Source organism: Mesorhizobium sp. M0910 (assembly GCF_040319465.1).
Classification (GTDB): Bacteria; Pseudomonadota; Alphaproteobacteria; order Rhizobiales; family Rhizobiaceae; genus Mesorhizobium.
Map to the genome: position 1 here is coordinate 576,817 of NZ_JAMYNZ010000002.1, position 16,969 is coordinate 593,785.

Annotated in this window: 18 protein-coding genes; 3 read left to right on the plus strand and 15 right to left on the minus strand. The window is 62.9% G+C overall.

Annotated features, from left to right (window positions below):
- Positions 1-39: 39 nt before the first annotated feature.
- The 7 genes from NKH78_RS06755 to NKH78_RS06785 all read right to left on the minus strand — a co-directional run bounded on the left by NKH78_RS06755 (position 40) and on the right by NKH78_RS06785 (position 7,673).
- Positions 40-747, minus strand: coding sequence for a DUF1045 domain-containing protein (locus tag NKH78_RS06755; RefSeq protein ID WP_352882378.1), 708 nt, complete (start codon positions 745-747; stop codon positions 40-42).
- 148 nt (positions 748-895) lie between these two features.
- Complete coding sequence (gene iolB, locus NKH78_RS06760; protein ID WP_352686469.1) at positions 896-1,708, minus strand: 5-deoxy-glucuronate isomerase; 813 nt, start codon at positions 1,706-1,708, stop codon at positions 896-898.
- 2 nt (positions 1,709-1,710) lie between these two features.
- Entirely contained in the window at positions 1,711-1,929 is a 219-nt protein-coding gene (locus NKH78_RS06765; RefSeq protein ID WP_254815905.1) for a DUF3329 domain-containing protein, read from the minus strand.
- A 41-nt stretch (positions 1,930-1,970) separates the two neighbouring features.
- The gene (iolE, locus tag NKH78_RS06770) at positions 1,971-2,888 is read right to left on the minus strand and encodes a myo-inosose-2 dehydratase (protein WP_352686472.1); all 918 of its coding nucleotides are present in this window, start codon (positions 2,886-2,888) and stop codon (positions 1,971-1,973) included.
- Positions 2,889-2,934: 46 nt separating this feature from the next.
- Positions 2,935-4,779: a 3D-(3,5/4)-trihydroxycyclohexane-1,2-dione acylhydrolase (decyclizing) gene (gene iolD, locus NKH78_RS06775; protein WP_352686475.1), complete on the minus strand. Its 1,845-nt coding sequence runs from the start codon at positions 4,777-4,779 to the stop codon at positions 2,935-2,937.
- A gap of 34 nt (positions 4,780-4,813) precedes the next feature.
- Positions 4,814-6,748 (minus strand): bifunctional 5-dehydro-2-deoxygluconokinase/5-dehydro-2-deoxyphosphogluconate aldolase, encoded by a 1,935-nt coding sequence (locus NKH78_RS06780; RefSeq protein ID WP_352686478.1) that lies wholly within the window; start codon positions 6,746-6,748, stop codon positions 4,814-4,816.
- A 196-nt stretch (positions 6,749-6,944) separates the two neighbouring features.
- Positions 6,945-7,673: an SDR family oxidoreductase gene (locus NKH78_RS06785; protein ID WP_352686481.1), complete on the minus strand. Its 729-nt coding sequence runs from the start codon at positions 7,671-7,673 to the stop codon at positions 6,945-6,947.
- A gap of 136 nt (positions 7,674-7,809) precedes the next feature.
- Here NKH78_RS06785 and NKH78_RS06790 point away from each other — a divergent pair, with 136 nt between their 5' ends.
- Entirely contained in the window at positions 7,810-8,700 is an 891-nt protein-coding gene (locus NKH78_RS06790; RefSeq protein ID WP_352686663.1) for an AraC family transcriptional regulator, read from the plus strand.
- Here the strand turns inward: NKH78_RS06790 and NKH78_RS06795 are convergent.
- Positions 8,697-9,542 (minus strand): MurR/RpiR family transcriptional regulator, encoded by an 846-nt coding sequence (locus NKH78_RS06795; protein ID WP_352464792.1) that lies wholly within the window; start codon positions 9,540-9,542, stop codon positions 8,697-8,699. The two genes, NKH78_RS06790 and NKH78_RS06795, sit on opposite strands and share 4 nt — an antisense overlap.
- Before the next feature lie 153 nt (positions 9,543-9,695).
- Between NKH78_RS06795 and NKH78_RS06800 the strand changes: the two genes are divergently transcribed.
- Entirely contained in the window at positions 9,696-10,805 is a 1,110-nt protein-coding gene (locus tag NKH78_RS06800) for a Gfo/Idh/MocA family protein (protein ID WP_352736741.1), read from the plus strand.
- A gap of 34 nt (positions 10,806-10,839) precedes the next feature.
- Here the strand turns inward: NKH78_RS06800 and NKH78_RS06805 are convergent, their stop codons facing one another.
- The gene (locus NKH78_RS06805; RefSeq protein ID WP_352736743.1) at positions 10,840-11,541 is read right to left on the minus strand and encodes a helix-turn-helix transcriptional regulator; all 702 of its coding nucleotides are present in this window, start codon (positions 11,539-11,541) and stop codon (positions 10,840-10,842) included.
- Positions 11,542-11,668: 127 nt separating this feature from the next.
- On the opposite strand from NKH78_RS06805, the gene NKH78_RS06810 reads away from it, so the two are divergent.
- Positions 11,669-12,304 carry a LysE family translocator gene (locus tag NKH78_RS06810; protein WP_352736745.1) on the plus strand — a complete coding sequence of 212 codons (636 nt, stop codon included), beginning with the start codon at positions 11,669-11,671 and terminating at the stop codon, positions 12,302-12,304.
- Between the two features lie 48 nt (positions 12,305-12,352).
- Here the strand turns inward: NKH78_RS06810 and NKH78_RS06815 are convergent, their stop codons facing one another.
- From NKH78_RS06815 to NKH78_RS06840, 6 genes are all read right to left on the minus strand, one after another.
- Positions 12,353-13,444: a 3-deoxy-7-phosphoheptulonate synthase gene (locus NKH78_RS06815; RefSeq protein WP_352736747.1), complete on the minus strand. Its 1,092-nt coding sequence runs from the start codon at positions 13,442-13,444 to the stop codon at positions 12,353-12,355.
- Between the two features lie 274 nt (positions 13,445-13,718).
- Positions 13,719-13,961 carry a hypothetical protein gene (locus NKH78_RS06820; protein WP_352686496.1) on the minus strand — a complete coding sequence of 81 codons (243 nt, stop codon included), beginning with the start codon at positions 13,959-13,961 and terminating at the stop codon, positions 13,719-13,721.
- Positions 13,961-14,230 carry a type II toxin-antitoxin system Phd/YefM family antitoxin gene (locus tag NKH78_RS06825; RefSeq protein WP_352686499.1) on the minus strand — a complete coding sequence of 90 codons (270 nt, stop codon included), beginning with the start codon at positions 14,228-14,230 and terminating at the stop codon, positions 13,961-13,963. Before NKH78_RS06825 ends, NKH78_RS06820 begins: the two co-directional genes overlap by 1 nt.
- An 84-nt stretch (positions 14,231-14,314) precedes the next feature.
- A complete protein-coding gene (locus NKH78_RS06830; RefSeq protein ID WP_352686502.1) occupies positions 14,315-15,109 on the minus strand; it encodes an SDR family oxidoreductase in 795 nt (264 codons plus the stop codon).
- A gap of 23 nt (positions 15,110-15,132) precedes the next feature.
- Positions 15,133-16,134: an inositol 2-dehydrogenase gene (gene iolG / locus NKH78_RS06835; protein WP_352647757.1), complete on the minus strand. Its 1,002-nt coding sequence runs from the start codon at positions 16,132-16,134 to the stop codon at positions 15,133-15,135.
- Positions 16,135-16,199: 65 nt separating this feature from the next.
- Positions 16,200-16,967, minus strand: a complete 768-nt coding sequence (locus NKH78_RS06840; protein ID WP_254815918.1) for an ATP-binding cassette domain-containing protein — start codon at positions 16,965-16,967, stop codon at positions 16,200-16,202.
- Positions 16,968-16,969: the final 2 nt, after the last annotated feature.

A 16,969-nucleotide genomic window follows, 5' to 3' on the forward strand; every position in this document is an offset into this window, starting at 1 on the left:
CAATTGGCGTCGCACAAACGCGGTTAGAGCAAATAGTCATTAGGCAGTTCTTCTGGCCGGGCGGCGCCCGAGCGCGTGATGGGACAGCACCATGAACGGCGCGCCAGGTTCAGTTTCCACAAACAGCGTCAGCGCGCCCACCGGCACCGGCCTTTGCAGCACGCCCGCAAACAGGCTGTCGATTGCTAAGCGAAGACGAGGGCTTTCCTGTGACGAGACCCGGCCGGACAGCGTCATGTGGAAGCGAAACGTCTCGAACACATAGGGATAACCCCATTGGCAGAGATTGCGGAACTCGTCGGGCTTCAGCGAATCGGGGCTGCGCCGTTCGATCTCGGCTTCCGTCAACGGCGCGCGAAAGCGGTCGAAGTCGCGCACCACATCATCGGCGAAGCGGTTGAGCGACGGCAGCGGTGCTTCCGGCACCAGCGCGAAGAAGCCGTCGATCTGGCTGACGACGAGGCGCGGGATCGTAACCACCGGCGTCGCCTCGGCAAAATCGTCGAGTGCCGCGCGAAGCGAGGTTTCCGTCTCATTGGAGGCCAGTCGAAAGGGCGCCTTCAGCGTCGCATGAAAGCCATAGCGGCGCGCCGAAGCGGTATGGAAGGCAACTTCTGCCGCCGACAACTCGCCTACTGCCTCGACCGGCTTTGTGGCGGCACCGAATGGGTCGCGGCCGAGCCAGTTGGCGGCGATCCGTGCCAGCGGTTCGTCCTGTCGGGGGGTGAAATAGATCGCGTAGCGCATCGAAAGTCCTTGTCAGCCCCGCTGCCATAGGTGATTTCCATGACGAATTGACGAAGCTTTGCGGCGTTTTCGGTAACAAAACCACGCAGCCGGGTAGTTAGCCGACGATTTTTCGCTTGGACCAGCCGTTGGGGCGAAGGGGAAGTGGTCAGGCCTTCATCAGCCATTCGTGCTCGGGCGCGTTGTGGAATTTCCACGTCCGCTTCGGTCCGGCCATGACGTTGAGATAATAGAGATCATAGCCGTGGCAGGCTGCGCAGGGGTGATAACCCCTGGGTACCAGCACGACGTCGCCGTCCTCGATAGCCATCGCCTCGTCGAGCGAACGAGCACCGCTCTGGTCGGCGTCGGTGTAGACGCGCTGGAAAGCAAAGCCCTGCGGCGGGTTGAGGCGGTGGTAGTAGGTTTCCTCCAGATAGGATTCAGCCGGCAAATTGTCCTGGTCGTGCTTGTGCGGCGGATAGCTCGATGTGTGGCCGCCGGGTGTGATGACCTCGACCACCAGCAAGGAATCGGCCGGCTTGTCCTCCGGCAGGATGTTGGTGACGTAGCGCGTGTTGGTGCCTTTGCCGCGAACCTCCTGGCCGAGATCGTCGGGCCCGATGACACGGACCAGCAGACCGCCGCCCAGTCCTGGCGCCGAGCAGACGGCAAGTTCGAGATCGGTATCGGCGCTCACCGACCACTCCGACCCCTGCGGCACATAGACCGACCAAGGCTTGCCTTCGAACGGCGACATGCGTTCGCCCAGCAGGCCGAGATCCTTGCCGCCGGCTTTGGCCTTGCCCTTGCCGGTGACGAACACCAGGCAGACCTCACGATCCGCGGTTTGCCCGGAAGCGCTCTCGCCGGGTCTGAGCCGATGCAGATCGAAGCCGACATAGGTCCAGCCGGCGTTTTGCGGCGTCACATGAGCGACGCGGCCGTGGCCCTTATTGGCTTTGATGAGCAGCTTAGACATGGTCATTCCTTCGGTTTGGCGTCCGCCGATGGCTTGTCCTCGTCAGCCGGCTTGTAGAGATAGAAGAATTGCCAGACGGCATAGCCGGCGAAGCCGAGCGCGATCACGCCCCAGAACGGCGTGCCGGTGGCGAATTCGATCACCGACCAGACCAGGCAGACCGCGACAACGGCAACGCGCCGCCACAGCGGCCGGAAAAACGGGTGCTCGGAGTCTTTCATCGGATCACCCCCGGCATCGGATCAGCCCTTCCTCGCGAGCCTCAAGCATTGGGAAAGCCTTGTGTCTCCACCGTATAGCCGGCCGCTGTCATCACCCGCATCAATTCCTTGTAGCCGACCTGCGCCATCTTGAGCGGCGGGTTCTTCTTCGGATCCTGCTCGGCCTCGACCACGAACCAGCCTTCATAGCCATGGTCGGCGAGCCTCTGGACGATGGCGCCAAAGTCCAGCGAGCCATCTCCCGGCACGGTGAAGGCACCAAGCGCCACCGCATCGAGAAAGGATTGCCTGCTACGATCCAGCTTGTTGATCACCTCCATGCGCACGTCTTTCACATGCACGTGGTTGATGCGCCGGTGGTGGTTATCAATAGCGCGCAGCACATCGCCCCCGGCAAAAGCCAGGTGACCCGCGTCGAGCAGCAGTGGAATGCCTTCTCCCGAATAGCGCATGAAGGCGTCGAGCTCTGGCTCGGTCTCGACCACCGCCGCCATGTGATGGTGATAGGAGAGCGGCATGCCTTGCTCGGCACACCATTCCCCGAACTGCGTGAGCTGCTTCGCGTAGGCTTTCATCTCATCGTCCGAAAGCCTGGGCTTGCTGGCGAGGGGTTTCGAACGGTCGCCCTGGATGGAGCGGCCGACTTCGCCATAGACGATGCAGGGCGCATTCACCGCCTTGAACAGATCGATCATCGGCTGGATACGATCCTTGTTTTTCGCCATGTCTTCATTGACCAGCGTCCCCGAGAACCAGCCGCCGCAAAGTGTCACGTCGGCCTCTTTCAGGATCGGCAGCATGATTTGCGGATCGTTGGGAAAGCGGCGGCCCATTTCCATGCCGGTAAAGCCAGCCGAGCGCGACTGGCGCAGGCACTCCTCCAGCGACACATCATCGCTGAGTTCGGCAAGATCGTCGTTCCACCATGCAATGGGGGACATGCCCAGTTTGGCTTTCAAGTCGTCACTCCAGTTTCGGACATTTCGAGGCGCGTTCGCGGATGGTTCAAAGAACCCGCCCGCTCAGCGCTTCCTCGTATTTCTTGCGCGCCGCATTCACTTGCGGCCGTGCCGAGACTTCCGGCACTGCGACATCCCACCAGCTTCCACCGGCCTCGGTCGAAACCAGCGGGTCGGTGTCGATGACCAGCACGGTCGTTCGCGTGTTCTTCTTCGCTTGCGCCAGCGCCGTTTCCAGCCCGGCGATCGATGGCACTTTTTCGGCAATCGCACCCATGCTCGCAGCATGCGCGGCGAAGTCGATCTCGGGCAAGGTTTCGTGACGGGCGTCCTTCAGCAGATTGTTGAAGTTGGCGCCGCCGGTCGCCATCTGCAGCCGGTTGATGCAGCCATAGCCGCGGTTGTCGAGCAGCACGATGGTCAGCTTGAGGCCGAGCATCACCGAGGTCGCGATCTCGGAATTGAGCATCAGGTAGGAGCCGTCGCCGATCATCACGACTACCTCTTCGTCCGGCTTGGCCATCTTGACGCCGAGTCCGCCGGCGATTTCATAGCCCATTGTCGAGAACCCGTATTCTGCGTGGTAGGAGCCGGGCGCGCCCGCCTGCCAGAGCTTGTGCAACTCGCCGGGCAAGCCGCCGGCGGCATGGAGCAGTACCACGCCGGAGCCCATGGCGCGCTGTACGGCGCCGATCACCTGCGCGTCGGACGGATAGGCGGCATTGGTCGACGCAGTCACCTTGCCCGCCTCCGCCTGCCACTCCTTTTTGCCCTTGATCGCATTGTCGGTCCAGGCGGCAGGCACCTTCCAGCCCTTCAGCGCCTCGCCGAGTTCGGCGAGCCCTTCCGCCGCATCGGCGACCAGCGTCAGCGCCTGGTGCTTTCCGGCGTCGAAGGGCTGGACGTTAAGTCCGATAATGGTCTTGCCGGAATTCTTGAACAGTGCCCAGGAGCCGGTGGTGAAGTCCTGCAGCCGGGTGCCGACGGCAAGCACGACGTCGGCCTCTTCGGCCAGCCTGTTGGCAGCCGAAGTGCCGGTGACGCCGACCGCCGCCATGTTCAGCGGATGATCGTCGGGCAGCGAGGATTTGCCGCCTTGCGTCTCGCAGACCGGAACGCCGGCGTCCTGCACCAGTCTGGCCAGTTCACCCGAGGCCTGCGAATAGAGTACGCCGCCGCCGGCAATCACCAATGGCTTCTTCGCCGCTTTAAGAGCCGCCACCGCGGCGGCCAGCTCCTGGCGATCCGGACGCGGTCGCCGCTGATGCCAGATTCGTTCGGCAAAGAAGCTCTCGGGGTAGTCATACGCTTCTGCCTGCACGTCCTGGCACAGCGCCAGCGTCACCGGGCCGCATTCGGCGGGATCGGTCAGCACCTGCATGGCGCGGTTGAGCGCCGGCATGATCTGCTCCGGCCGGGTGATGCGGTCGAAATAGCGCGACACCGGCCGGAGGCAGTCATTGACGGTCGCCGTGCCGTCGGAGAAATCCTCGGCCTGCTGCAGGACCGGATCGGGAATGCGATTGGCGAAGACGTCGCCGGGCAGAAACAGGACAGGCAACCTGTTTACATGCGCAAGCGCCGCAGCGGTCACCATGTTGAGCGCGCCGGGGCCGATCGAACTGGTCGCAGCCAGGAAGCGGCGGCGGAAATTGGCTTTGGCATAGGCGATCGCCGCATGCGCCATTGCCTGCTCGTTATGGGCACGGAAGGTCGGCAGCTCGTCGCGAACCTGGTACAGCGCCTCGCCGACGCCGGCGACATTGCCGTGGCCGAAGATCGCCCAGACGCCGCCGAAGATCGGCACCTTCTTCCCGTCCATCTCGGTCATCTGTCGAGCAAGAAAGCGGGTCAGAGCCTGCGCCATCGTCAGGCGGATTGTCTTGGTCATGTCGGTTCCTCCGCAGTCCTTGTGCCGCGCCTTCTTATGCTGCTTTGCGGCCGCGCGCGGCAAGCCACGCCTCGGTCAGTCTCTCGAAGCGAGATGCCATGTCGGCAACCGCTTCATCGTCCGACATCTTGCCGGCAAGCCATTGTTCGGCCGCGTTGATGAAGATGGTGCGACCGACGGCAAAGCCCTTGACGATGGGCGCCTTGGCGGTGGCGGCAAAGGCCGCTTCCAGCTCGTCCTGCGGCGCTTCCAAACCGAGCAGCACAATCCCGCGGCACCACGGATCGTTTTTAAGGATCACCGCCTCGATCTTTGCCCATGCGCCGTGCGATGCCCGCGGTTCGAGCTTCCACCAATCGGGCTTGATGCCGAGTGCGTAGAGTTCCTCGAGCGCGCGCGGGATGGTCATGTCGTCGAGCTTGCCGTGCTTGCCGGCGATGATCTCCACCAGAAGTTCTCTGCCCACTTTCCGCGCGGCCTCGAACAAAGCGCGCAGTTTCTGCTGCTGTTCGGTCTTCAGCTCCGCCGGATCATCGGGATGATAGAAGCACAGGCACTTGATGCAGTGGTCGACCGGCCATTCGGTCAGTAGCGAACCAATGTCTTGCGAGAACTCGAAGCGAAGCGGCCGCGAACCCGGCAACTCGACCGGCCGGCCGAGCCAGGTGAAGGAATGGTGGGCGAATTCGAACATCGCCTCGCGTCCGTATTTTTCGTCGAGCAGCATGCCATAGCCGGCGCGGCCGGCCGCGACTTTGGCCGCAGCCTTGACGGTCAGCACCTTGAAAGCCGGGATCCGCGACGGATCGGCGCCGGCTTTTGCCGCGACGTCCTCCAGCTGGACGCGGTGGTCGCAGGCGAACGCCATCAGCGAGGGGATGTCGCGCCGGCGCGTGGTCGCCCAATGGATGTGGTTGATCGCCTCGTCCTTGCGCAGCGCCAGGTGCTTGCTGCCGTTTTTCAGGAAGAACTGCAATTCCTCGAAAGTCGGGTATTCAGGTGCGCAGAGGAGCCGCGACACGGCAAATGCCCCGCAGGCATTGGCCCAGGTCGCCGCCGTCGCCAGGCTTTCATCGCCGAGCCAGCCGCGCAGGAAGCCCGACATGAAGGCGTCGCCGGCGCCAAGCACATTGTAGACCTCGATAGGAAACCCCTTGCCGACGATACCGTCCTCGAGATCATCGCTGATCGGCCCGTCATAGACGATGCAGCCCATGGCGCCGCGCTTCAGCACGATGATTGCCGCCGACAGCGATCGGATGGTTTTCAGCGCGCTCAGGCAATCGTCTGCGCCCGACGCGATCATGATTTCCTCTTCGGTCCCGACGATGAGATCGCAGTCGGGCAGCACCGTCTTCAGCCGCGCCGAGACGCGGTCGGATTTCACATAGCGCTCGAAGCCTTCGGCGTGGCCGGCGAGACCCCAGAGGTTGGGGCGGTAGTCGATGTCGAACACCACCTTGCCGCCTTTGGCTTTCATGACACGGATCGCCTTGCGCTGGGCGGCGTCGCTGTTGGGTCGTGAAAAATGCGTGCCGGTGACGACGATCGCGCGTGCCGAAGCGATGAACGCCTCATCGATGTCGTCTTCCGAAAGTGCCATGTCGGCGCAATCGCTGCGATAGAAGATCATCGGCGAGACGCCTTCAGCCTCGACCGACAGCAGCACCAGGGCGGTCAGCCGCTCCGGATCGGCCTTGAGGCCTTGGACCGAAACGCCCTCGCGGGTCAGCTGCTCGCGGATGAAGCGGCCCATCTGCTCATTGCCGACGCGGGTGAGCAGCGCCGAGCGCAGGCCTAATCTGGCAGTGCCGACTGCGATATTGGCTGGACAGCCGCCGACCGACTTGGCAAAGGAAGTAATGTCCTCGAGGCGCGAGCCGATCTGCTGGCCGTAGAGATCGACGGAAGCGCGGCCGATCGTGATGATGTCGAGCGGCGAATATTTCGCTTCCACGGCTTCGCCCATTCGAACCTCCCATCGGCTTTGTTGTCTTGGGTAACACGCGCGAGCGGCAGCGTGGCGCCAGCAATATGAAATAATAATTCCAATCCATAGTCAATATGGAACGAGCATTCCCAAGCTGAAAAGTGTGCAAGGCTCGCGCGTTCAGAAATTTTGAAGTCAGACGAACGTCAAGTGTCTACCCCTGAGACCAGCTGATTTACCAAGGAAGTGGGCCATCATCGTTGAAGTACCCCGCGGTCGGGCCATCGGCGTCCAAGGTCGCCAGGTGAATGACGATCTCGGCCGCCTGCTGCACCGTGCGGTGACCTTTATAGCCGTTGAGATCGGTGGCAGTGTAACCAGGCGCGGCGGCGTTGACCTTGATGCCTTGCGGTGCGAGCTCCTTGGCGAAGGCCACCGTGATGGCGTTTAACGCTGTCTTGGAGCTGCCGTAGCTCATCATATTGATGGCGTGGTTCGCGGTGGCGGGATCCAGCGCCCTGCCGATGGAGCCGGTGGAGCTGCTCACCATCACGATCCGGGCAGCAGGTGCTGCCAGCAGCAGCGGCAGGAATGCCTGGGTCACGCGGATCGGGCCGAAGACATTGACGTCGTAGGTGGCCTGGATATCGGCGATCCGCTGCTGGCCCGGCGGCAGGTCGTAGTTGATGGCGACGCCGGCGTTGTTCACCAGCACGTCAAGGCGGCGGCTGGCCTGCCCGAACGCCTCGGCTGCCGCCTTCACACTGTCATCCCTCGTGACGTCCAGCTCAAGCCACTCTACGTCGTGGCCTTCGGCACGCAATGCCTGCGCCGCCGCCATGCCGCGTTCGGCGCTCCTGGCTCCGAGCCAGACCTTGAAGCCCATGGTCGCCATTCGCCGGGCGATTTCACGGCCTATACCCTTGTTGGCGCCGGTCACCAGCGCAGTTTTCGATGTCGTCATGTCGTGTCTCCATGTTTGCTGTCGAAGACCCACAAATGGCGCGAGGCAGCGGGCGCCGCGCGCCGGAAACTCTCCAGCTCTTGCCTAATCCCCTCACGCTGTTGCGCGGCCGGTGCGAATGCGCGATGCTGGCGCAATGAGCGAGGCGCTGCAGGAGTTGATCGAAATCGCCGGCCGCCATGCGCGCGGGCGAAGAATAAGAACGGCAATTCCCCGCGTTTCGATCGGCCGCAGCGAAGTCGCGACGGCGCCATTGCCGGGTGTGTGGGGGTCGGGGGTCTTATTCGTATTGCAGGGCGCGAAGACGGTTCTGATCGGCGACCGGGCTCTTCGTTACGACCCGGCCAGCTATTTCATCTACACTGTCGAGACGCCCAGCATCAGCCAGATAGTCGAAGCGAGCGCCGCACGTCCTTATCTGGCCATTGGCTTGACCCTTGACCTGCAGGCTGTCGCCGCGCTCCTCGTTGAGCACGGGCCGGTCCTCGGCGGCGACAGGTTCTCCACCTCTCCCGTTGATGACGACCTGCTCGACGCGTTGCGTCGAATGCTGCGGCTGCTTGACCGGCCAGCGGAGATTCCCGTGCTTGCGGCCATGCTCGAGCGGGAGATGCTGTTTCGGCTCCTGCAAGGCCCGCAAGGCGGAAAGCTTCGTGAACTTGCGCGCGCCGACGGCCATCTGTCCCGGATTGGCCAGGCGATCGCCTGGATCCGCTCGCATCCCCATCAGCCGGTCCGGGTCGGGGATCTGGCCGAAATCGCCCATATGAGTAGTGCTGCGTTCTATCGTCACTTCAAGGCGGCGACGGCCATGAGCCCAATCCAGTATCAAAAGCAAATCCGCTTGCTGGAAGCCCGCCATCTGCTGATTGCCCAGCCGGGCAACGTGGCGCGTGTCGCCTTCGCTGTCGGCTATGAGAGTGCTTCCCAGTTCAGCCGGGAGTATGCCCGCCAGTTCGGATCGCCGCCTGCCCGCGACGCAGCGCGGCTTTTGGCAGGAGGCGAAACGGCAATAGAGGTGCTCTAAGGCTTGCGCTTCCTGCCGCTGTCGCGCCGCTTCTCGCCGACGGCGACAGTCAGCGCCATGGCCAAGGCCATCGTCGCCGACAGCGAGCGGAAGCCGGCGAAATCGGCCTCGGCGACCTCGAACCAGACCCTGGCGAACTGGGCGAGCGGCGAAAAGGAGGAGTCGGTAATCGCCACGATCGGCACGCCTTGTTCCGAAATGACGCGCGCCTCCTCGATGGTGGCCGGGGCATAGGGTGAAAAGCTTATGGCGATGACGGCGTCCCTTGGAGAGGCAAAGCCGATCATCTCCGCATTGAGGCCGGCGGCCGATTCGATCAGCTGGTTGCGGATCTTGAGCTTGCCCAATGCGTAGGCGATGTAGGAGGCGACCGGGTAGGAGCGCCGCTTGGCCAGCACGTAAATGGTTTCGGCCTTGGCCAGCACGGCGATAGCATCTTCGAAATGGTCTTCATTCAGCGTGCGCGAAATGTCGTTGAGCGAGGTGCTGGCTGCGGCAACAAAACCATCGAAAATCGCGCGGTGGCCGGCGCCTTCCTCGGCCTTGGCGCGCAATGCCGCCAGCCTTTCATCATAGGACGAGTTGCGCTCGCGCAGACGCTCGCGAAACACCAACTGCAGGCTGGTGAAACCATCAAAACCAAGCTGCTGGGCAAAGCGGATCAGGGTCGAAGGCTGGACACCGGCGGAAGCGGCGATGCTGGCGGCGGTGCCGAAGGCGATATCGTCTGGGTTGTCGAGCGCATAGGCGGCGATCTGGGCGATACGTTTCGGCAGGCTCTGGCGCCGCTCCAGGATCGTCGCCCGCAGCGTCTCGAAATCGCGCGGCACCCGTTCGTCCATCGTCGCTCCGCCCAGGCTCATCGTCTGGTTCCCTCTGTGCCCCATCATAGCGGGCCTGTGCAAGAACACCATAAAAAATGAGACAAGCGTTCCATCTGCAGACAAAATGGACTAATTCATCCACACAAACTTTGCACACAGGGAGGCAAGCGGATGGTCGGGGTAGGTCTTATCGGCACGGGCTTCATGGGCAAGTGCCACGCCATTGCCTGGAACGCGGTCGGCACCGTCTTTCCCGATGTGGCCAAGCCAAGGCTGGTTCATCTGGGCGAGGTCAACGAGGACCTTGCCAAACGCCGTGCCAGCGAATTCGGCTTCGCCAAGGCGTCCGGTGACTGGCGCGCGGTGGTCGACGATCCCGACGTCGATGTCATCTCGCTGACCACGCCGAACCAGTTCCACCCGGAAATGGCCATCGCCATCCTCGAAGCCGGGAAGCATCTGTGGTGTGAAAAACCGATGGCGCCGAGTTTTGCGGAGGCGCAAGCAATGGCTGCGGCAGCCCAAAAGTCCGGCAAAGTCGCCGCGCTCGGCTATAACTACATCCAGAACCCCGCAATCCGCCATATCGGCGCGCTGCTCGACGAGAAGATCATCGGCGAGGTCAACCATCTGCGCATCGAGATGGACGAGGACTTCATGGCCGATCCGGAAGCGCTGTTCTTCTGGAAGCACGAGGCGGCGTCCGGTTACGGCGCGCTCGACGATTTCGCCGTGCATCCGCTTTCGCTCATCGCCGTGCTGTTCGGCCGCGTTGCCCGCGTCATGTGCGACATGGCCAAACCCTATGCCGAACGCCGCGTCGCCTCTGGCGGGCGCCGCGCGGTCGAAACCTACGACATCGCCAGCATCCTGATGCATCTCGAAAACGGCATCGCCGGCACGCTGCTGGTCAACCGTTCGGCCTGGGGCCGCAAAGGCCGGATCGCCATTCAGATTTTTGGCTCGAAGGGCTCGATCCTGTACGATCAGGAGCGGATGAATGAGTTCCAGCTCTATCTGACAGCCGACCGGCCGACCGAGCAAGGCTATCGCACCATCCTGGTAGCGCCGCACCACAAGCCCTACGACGCCTTCCTGCCGGCACCCGGCCACGGGCTTGGCTTCAACGACCTCAAGATCATCGAATGCAGGGAACTTTTGACGCGGCTGGCCGGCAAGCCGGCGCGCATCATCGACTTCGACGAAGGCCTGGAGATCGAGCGCACCGTGCACGCGATGGCCAGGTCGTTCAGTGAGAGCCGCTGGGAGGACGTGAGGTAGCCCCTCCCCCGGCATCCGATTCACAGTGGCCGCTTCAGCCGCCTGCGGCTGAGGTGTCCGTTTCCCACCCGTTCACCCAGACCTGCCGCAAACCGTCGCCTTCACCCTTGAACCATAGTCCCGTCGCCTGGCAATCCTCGATCCGGTCGCTGCGGAAATTGCGGATTGCCTGGCGCAGCTCGCACCAGGCAACGATGTTGGCGGTTTCGGAGTAGTAGATGAGGGCGATCGGACAGATGATGCGGTCGGTGGCTCGGCCCAGTTCGTCGCGGTAGGAAAGGTCCAGCTTGGCCTCGTCGCGGATGGCACGGCGCACCAACGCCAGATCGACCGCGGAGGCCGATGGCGCGGCAAAACCCCATGCATGCAACTGATTGGCGTCGAGCGTTTGGCGCAAAGGCGGCGGCACCGCGCCGGCGATCTTGGCGCTGACGCGCTTGGCCGCCTGCTTGAGCTCGCTGTCGCCCGTGCGTTCGAGCAGCGCGAGAGACAGTACGATCGCCTCCATCTCCTCGATCGAAAACATCAACGGGGGCAAGTCGAAGCCAGGACGCAGTATGTAGCCGATGCCGCGCCCGCCCTCGATCGGCACGCGCATCGCCTGCAGCGCGGCAATGTCACGATAGACCGAGCGCACCGTCACCTCCAGCCGCTCGGCGATCATTGCCGCCGTCACCGGTCTCCTCGCCGGCCGCAGGATCTGGATGATCTCGAACAGACGCGACGCCTTGCGCATTCCCTCACTCGGCCCGAAGGCAACTGACAACACCTCGTCAGTTGGACTGACCTATAGGATCGCCTATCGGATTGAAAATCAACAAGTTCCTCTGCAGCTCGCCTGCATGAGGCGACAGGCAACTGACATGGACTACGCGGCAAACCTCTGGCTCTTTTTTCTCCTCCTTGTCGGCATCATCATCGTGCCCGGCATGGACATGCTTTTCGTGCTTGCCAATGCGCTGACCGGCGGCAGCAGCAGAGGGCTTGCGGCGACCGGCGGCATCATGCTGGGCGGCGTGGTGCATACGCTGAACGGCGCGCTCGGCGTCGGCCTGCTCATGCATTTCTTGCCGATCCTCTTCAATCCGCTGCTGATTGCCGGCGCCGCCTACATGGCCTTTATCGGCATCACGCTGATGCGCAGCTCCATCACCGTCAGCCATGACGGCCCTGCCGCCAGCCGCTCCGCATGGAAGGCCTTTCGCCAGGGGATCATGACCTGCCTGATCAATCCAAAGGCCTATCTCTTTGTTCTTGCCGTCTATCCGCAGTTTCTGAGGCCGGATTACGGCCCGATCTGGATGCAGGCGATCATCATGGGGCTCATGACGATCGCCACGCAGTTCGCTGTCTATGGCGGACTCGCAATTACCGCCGGTCGCAGCCGCGATCTGCTGGTCGCCAATCCAAGGGCAACCGCTCTTGCCGGCCGGGCGGCCGGACTGCTTCTCGTTGCGGTTTCGGCGCTCACCGTCTGGGAAGGCTTGAAGGCGGCGTGAATTCCGCGCCCGAAGGGCGCAACGTCCATGGCAGCGGCGCCGGCCGGGTCAGGCGGCTCCCGGACGGCTTGATATCATGGCGCGGCGCACCGACCGGCGCCGCTCGACCGCGTCGGCAAGGCCGTAAAGCACCGTCTCGGTGGTTGCCCAGTCGATGCAGCCATCGGTGATGCTCTGGCCATAGACGAGCGGCCTGCCGGGCACGACATCCTGCCGGCCGGCGACAAGGTTGCTCTCGATCATAACGCCGATGATGCGCTCGTCGCCCGCCGCGACCTGGCCCGCCACCTCGGCTGCCACCCCTGGCTGGTTTTCCGGCTTCTTGCTGCTGTTGGCGTGGCTGACATCGATCATCAGCCGCGGCGCCACGCCGATCCGGCCGAGTTCCGCGCAGGCAGCAGCAATGCTGGCCGCGTCATAATTCGGCACAATACCGCCGCGCAGGATGACGTGGCAGTCCTCGTTGCCGGTTGTCGTAGCGATGGCGCTGCGCCCACCTTTCGTCACCGCCATGAAATGATGCGGCTGGGCGGCGGATTTCACGGCTTCGGCGGCGATCCGCAAATTGCCGTCGGTGCCGTTCTTGAAGCCGACCGGGCAGGACAGGCCTGACGCCAGTTCGCGATGGATCTGGCTCTCGGTCGTACGCGCGCCGATCGCGCCCCAGGCGACGAGGTCGGCAATATATTGCGGGGTGGCCATGTCGAGGAATTCGGTGGCCGCCGGAAGGCCGAGATTGTTGACCGCGGAGAGCACGTTGCGGGCCATCCGCAACCCCTTGTCGATGTTGAAGCTGCCGTCGAGATCGGGATCGTTGATCAGGCCTTTCCAGCCGACCGTCGTGCGCGGCTTCTCGAAATACACCCGCATCACGATCTCCAGCCGGTCCGACAGGCTTTCGCGCAGCGTCGCCAGACGACTGGCATAGTCTACGGCAGCGGCCGGGTCGTGGATCGAACAGGGGCCGACGACAACCACCAGTCGGTCGTCGGCGCCGGTCAGCACGGCGTGGATCGCGTTGCGTGATGCGGCAACGGTGCGCGTCGCCGTCAGCGTGCGCGGTATCTCCCGCATCACCTCGTCCGGCGTGCTCAATTCCCTTATTTCTTTGACCCGAAGATCGTCTGTGGTCGTCAACACGGCTTTCTGCTCCTGTTTGTTTGGAGCATGATCTTTTCCGAAAACCGGATGCCACTTTTCGGGATCATGCTTTAGGAGACCTGCCGGCAAACAAAAAAGCCGCCAGGTCTGGCGGCTGTTCGGATTTTTGATGCTGCAATCTTCAGATCGAGCGCAATCCTCCCGCCGCCAGCGAGCTGCTAAAGTACCAATAGGTGGCGGTCAGGTTGATCATGCGGCTCATATAATCGATGCCGGGGCGTTTGTCACGTGGGTGATGAGGCGAAGCAGTGTCTCAGTTTGAAATGTGCTCCTGGCCTTGGGGAAACCAGATGCCACGCCGAAACCAGTTGGCCACGCCCAGATTGGGTATGACGTGATTCTGGTCAAGGTCATTCATGTCCTTGATGATCTCGATGCCGACAACATTCTCGGCAGACCCAAAGGCAAGCGAAAAGAGTTGTAGCGCGTCGGCTTTCGATTGCGCGGTGACGCCAACCCCGAGGTGGCCGCTTACCTTGATCCAATAGGGATGCATCAGACGTGCTCTTGCCGCCCCAGCGGTTCGTCACGCTGACGCCCAAGGTTGAGATCGGCGCCGCGCAACGGGGAGTCCAACAGGAACTCCGCAAGCGTACCCTTGCGTGCGGTCTTGCGCTGCCATTCCTCGGCCGAGACGACAACCACGATCGGTTTGCCGTTTCTGGTGATCGTCTGCGGCGCCGACTGCGCGCGCTCGATGACCTCTGAGAGCCGGGCTTTTGCCCCGGCGACCGTCCAATTGGTATTCTTAGGTGCAGGCGGCATCTTAATCCCGTGACTAGTCCGACTACGTTGACTATGCGGGAATGGCGATGCCGACGCAACAGACGCAGGGCCACTCAGCTGGCCTTACTCCGGCGACGCCCCCGCGATGCTCTGGTCGTAGTCGACCAGCGATCCGGTCATGACGCCGGACTGCGGGCTGATCATATAGCTGATCAACCTGGCAAGCTGTGCCGGTTTCACCAATTGACCCATCGGCTGCGCGGCCTCGGCCCGTTCCAGCCAGTCGTCCGGCGCGTCGTGCCATTTTTTCTGCACGATCGCTTCGCCCTCGGTGTCCATCCAGCCGGGCAGCACCGCATTGCAGCGGATGCGATTGCCGCGATAGGCATTGGCGACATTCTTGGTCAGTGTCGCCAGCGCACCCTTGCTCGACGAATAGGGTGCCAGGAACGACTGGCCGCAATGCGCCGACATCGACAGCACGTTGACGATCGAGCCCGGTGCCTTGCGCGCCAGCAAATGCGCCACCACGCCCTGCATCAGGAAAAACGGGCCGCGGACATTGGTCTGGAATATCTGGTCGAAGAGATCCTCGGAGGTCTCGACCAGCGAGCCGCGAGCCGAGGTGGCAGCGGCGTTGACCAGTGCGTTGACGGTACCGAAATGGCCAATCGCCATCTCGACGGCACGCTTGCAGTCGGCCACTTTTGAGACGTCGGCGCTGATGAAGATGGCATCGACGCCTGCCCGCTTGAGAACGGCGACAGCCTTGTCGCCCTTCTCCTGCGAGCGGCCGATCAGCGCCAACGCCCGGCAACCCTCGTCGGCCAGCGCTTCGGCCACGGCGAAGCCGATGCCTTGCGCGCCGCCGGTGACGATGGCGCGTGTTTCGGAATTGCGACCGGCTGAACCGTTCATCGCCTTGCTCCTGTGCTTGATAGTCAGATTGTTTTGTCGAGGCGGACGGTCTTGCCTTCCTTGGCCGATTTCAGCGCCGCATCTGCCAGCCTGAGCGCCACCAGGCCATCCCTGCCGCTCGGCACCGCCTTCTTGCCCGACGTCGCTGCCGCGATGAAGGCGGCGATCTCGTTGGCATAGGCGTCGAGATAACGGGTCATGAAGAAATCGTGCAGCGGCGGCCGCGTATAACCTTTCTCGTTGGCCAGTTCGATCGACACCGGCCGCTGGTTTTCGGCCGCGATCATGCCTTTCGAGCCATGCACCTCGATGCGCTGGTCGTAGCCATAGGTGGCGCGGCGCGAGTTGGAGATGACGCATTGCTTGCCGGAGGCGGTTTCGAGAATGACGCTGACGCTGTCGAAGTCGCCGGCTTCGCCGATCTTTTTGTCGACCAGCACCGAAGCGTGCGCGCTGACCGCCACCGGCTCCTCGCCGAGCAGGAAGCGCGCCATGTCGAAATCATGAATGGTCATGTCGCGGAAGATGCCGCCCGAGCGGCCGATATAGTCGAGCGGCGGCGGGCCGGGATCGCGCGAGGTGATCGTCACCATTTCGACGGTGCCGATGGCGCCGTCGTCGATCGCCTTGCGCACGGCGGCAAAATGCGGATCGAAGCGGCGGTTGAAGCCGACCATCAGGGTGGCGCCGGCCTTGTCGACGACGGCCAGGCAACGTTCCACCCTGGCGGCGTCGAGGTCGATCGGCTTTTCGCAGAAAATCGCTTTACCCGCTTTGGCGAAGCGTTCGATCAGATCGGCATGGGTGTCGGTCGGCGTGCAGATGACGACCGCATCGATATCGCCGGCCTTCTCGATGGCATCGATGCTGCGCACTTCGGCGCCATAGGCAGAGGCCAGATCGGTCGCCGCCTTCTCGAAGGCGTCGGCAACTGCAACCAGCCTGGCCTGCGGATTGGAACCAACGGCGCGAGCATGGACCTTGCCGATACGGCCGGCACCGAGAAGAGCAAAGCGAAGAGGCATGAAGAATTTTCCTTTGAGGATGGTTGGGAAGGGAAGGCGTGTCAGCGCCGGTGGCCTCGTTGCCGTTACGCCGCAAGCTCCGCCTGCCCGGTCTTGGCACCGGTGATGTAGGAGACGATATCGTTGCCGTCGGTGTCTTGCTTGCGCAAATTGGCGACGATGCGGCCGCGCCGGAAAACGACGATGCGGTCGACCAGGTCGAACACCTGGCGCATGTTGTGAGAGATCAGGATCAGCGGTTCGCCATTTTCCTTCAGCGTGCGGATGATGTTTTCGACCTGCATCGTCTCTTGCACGCCGAGTGCCGCCGTCGGCTCATCCATGATGATGAGTTTGGAAGCAAAGGTCGCGGTTCTGGCAATTGCCACGCACTGGCGCTGGCCGCCCGACATATGGCGGATGGTGTTGGAAAGATTGGGGATCTTGACCGCCGTGCGGACCAAGGCTGCCTCGGTCGCCTTGCGCATGAACTTGCGATCGAGGATCGAGAAGGGTCCTAGATTGAACAGCACCCGCTCGCGGCCGAGGAACAGGTTCGAGGGCACGTCGAGATCGTCGGCGAGCGCCAGGTTCTGGAACACCGTCTCGATGCCCGCCTCGCGGGCTTCGATCGGGCCGGCAAAATTCACTTCCTTGCCGTCGAACCACATCCTGCCGCTGGTGCGCTGCTCGACGCCGGTGATCTGGCGCACGAAGGTCGATTTGCCAGCGCCGTTGTCGCCCATGATAGCGACATGCTCGCCCTTGCGCAGCTCGAAGTTGGCACCCTCCAGCGCATGGACGCCGCCATAATACTTGGTCAGGTTTTCCGTCTTCAGGACGATGTCCGACATGG

What these genes read in the sequence shown, in the direction of transcription:
- NKH78_RS06755 (WP_352882378.1), bottom strand. Translation starts at nt 747, where the DNA reads ATGCGCTACGCGATCTATTTCACCCCCCGACAGGACGAACCGCTGGCA.
- iolB (WP_352686469.1), bottom strand. Translation starts at nt 1,708, where the DNA reads ATGTCTAAGCTGCTCATCAAAGCCAATAAGGGCCACGGCCGCGTCGCT.
- NKH78_RS06765 (WP_254815905.1), bottom strand. Translation starts at nt 1,929, where the DNA reads ATGAAAGACTCCGAGCACCCGTTTTTCCGGCCGCTGTGGCGGCGCGTT.
- iolD (WP_352686475.1), bottom strand. Translation starts at nt 4,779, where the DNA reads ATGACCAAGACAATCCGCCTGACGATGGCGCAGGCTCTGACCCGCTTT.
- NKH78_RS06780 (WP_352686478.1), bottom strand. Translation starts at nt 6,748, where the DNA reads ATGGGCGAAGCCGTGGAAGCGAAATATTCGCCGCTCGACATCATCACG.
- NKH78_RS06785 (WP_352686481.1), bottom strand. Translation starts at nt 7,673, where the DNA reads ATGACGACATCGAAAACTGCGCTGGTGACCGGCGCCAACAAGGGTATA.
- NKH78_RS06790 (WP_352686663.1), top strand. Translation starts at nt 7,810, where the DNA reads ATGAGCGAGGCGCTGCAGGAGTTGATCGAAATCGCCGGCCGCCATGCG.
- NKH78_RS06795 (WP_352464792.1), bottom strand. Translation starts at nt 9,542, where the DNA reads ATGGACGAACGGGTGCCGCGCGATTTCGAGACGCTGCGGGCGACGATC.
- NKH78_RS06800 (WP_352736741.1), top strand. Translation starts at nt 9,696, where the DNA reads ATGGTCGGGGTAGGTCTTATCGGCACGGGCTTCATGGGCAAGTGCCAC.
- NKH78_RS06805 (WP_352736743.1), bottom strand. Translation starts at nt 11,541, where the DNA reads ATGCGCAAGGCGTCGCGTCTGTTCGAGATCATCCAGATCCTGCGGCCG.
- NKH78_RS06810 (WP_352736745.1), top strand. Translation starts at nt 11,669, where the DNA reads ATGGACTACGCGGCAAACCTCTGGCTCTTTTTTCTCCTCCTTGTCGGC.
- NKH78_RS06820 (WP_352686496.1), bottom strand. Translation starts at nt 13,961, where the DNA reads ATGCATCCCTATTGGATCAAGGTAAGCGGCCACCTCGGGGTTGGCGTC.
- NKH78_RS06825 (WP_352686499.1), bottom strand. Translation starts at nt 14,230, where the DNA reads ATGCCGCCTGCACCTAAGAATACCAATTGGACGGTCGCCGGGGCAAAA.
- NKH78_RS06830 (WP_352686502.1), bottom strand. Translation starts at nt 15,109, where the DNA reads ATGAACGGTTCAGCCGGTCGCAATTCCGAAACACGCGCCATCGTCACC.
- iolG (WP_352647757.1), bottom strand. Translation starts at nt 16,134, where the DNA reads ATGCCTCTTCGCTTTGCTCTTCTCGGTGCCGGCCGTATCGGCAAGGTC.
- NKH78_RS06840 (WP_254815918.1), bottom strand. Translation starts at nt 16,967, where the DNA reads ATGTCGGACATCGTCCTGAAGACGGAAAACCTGACCAAGTATTATGGC.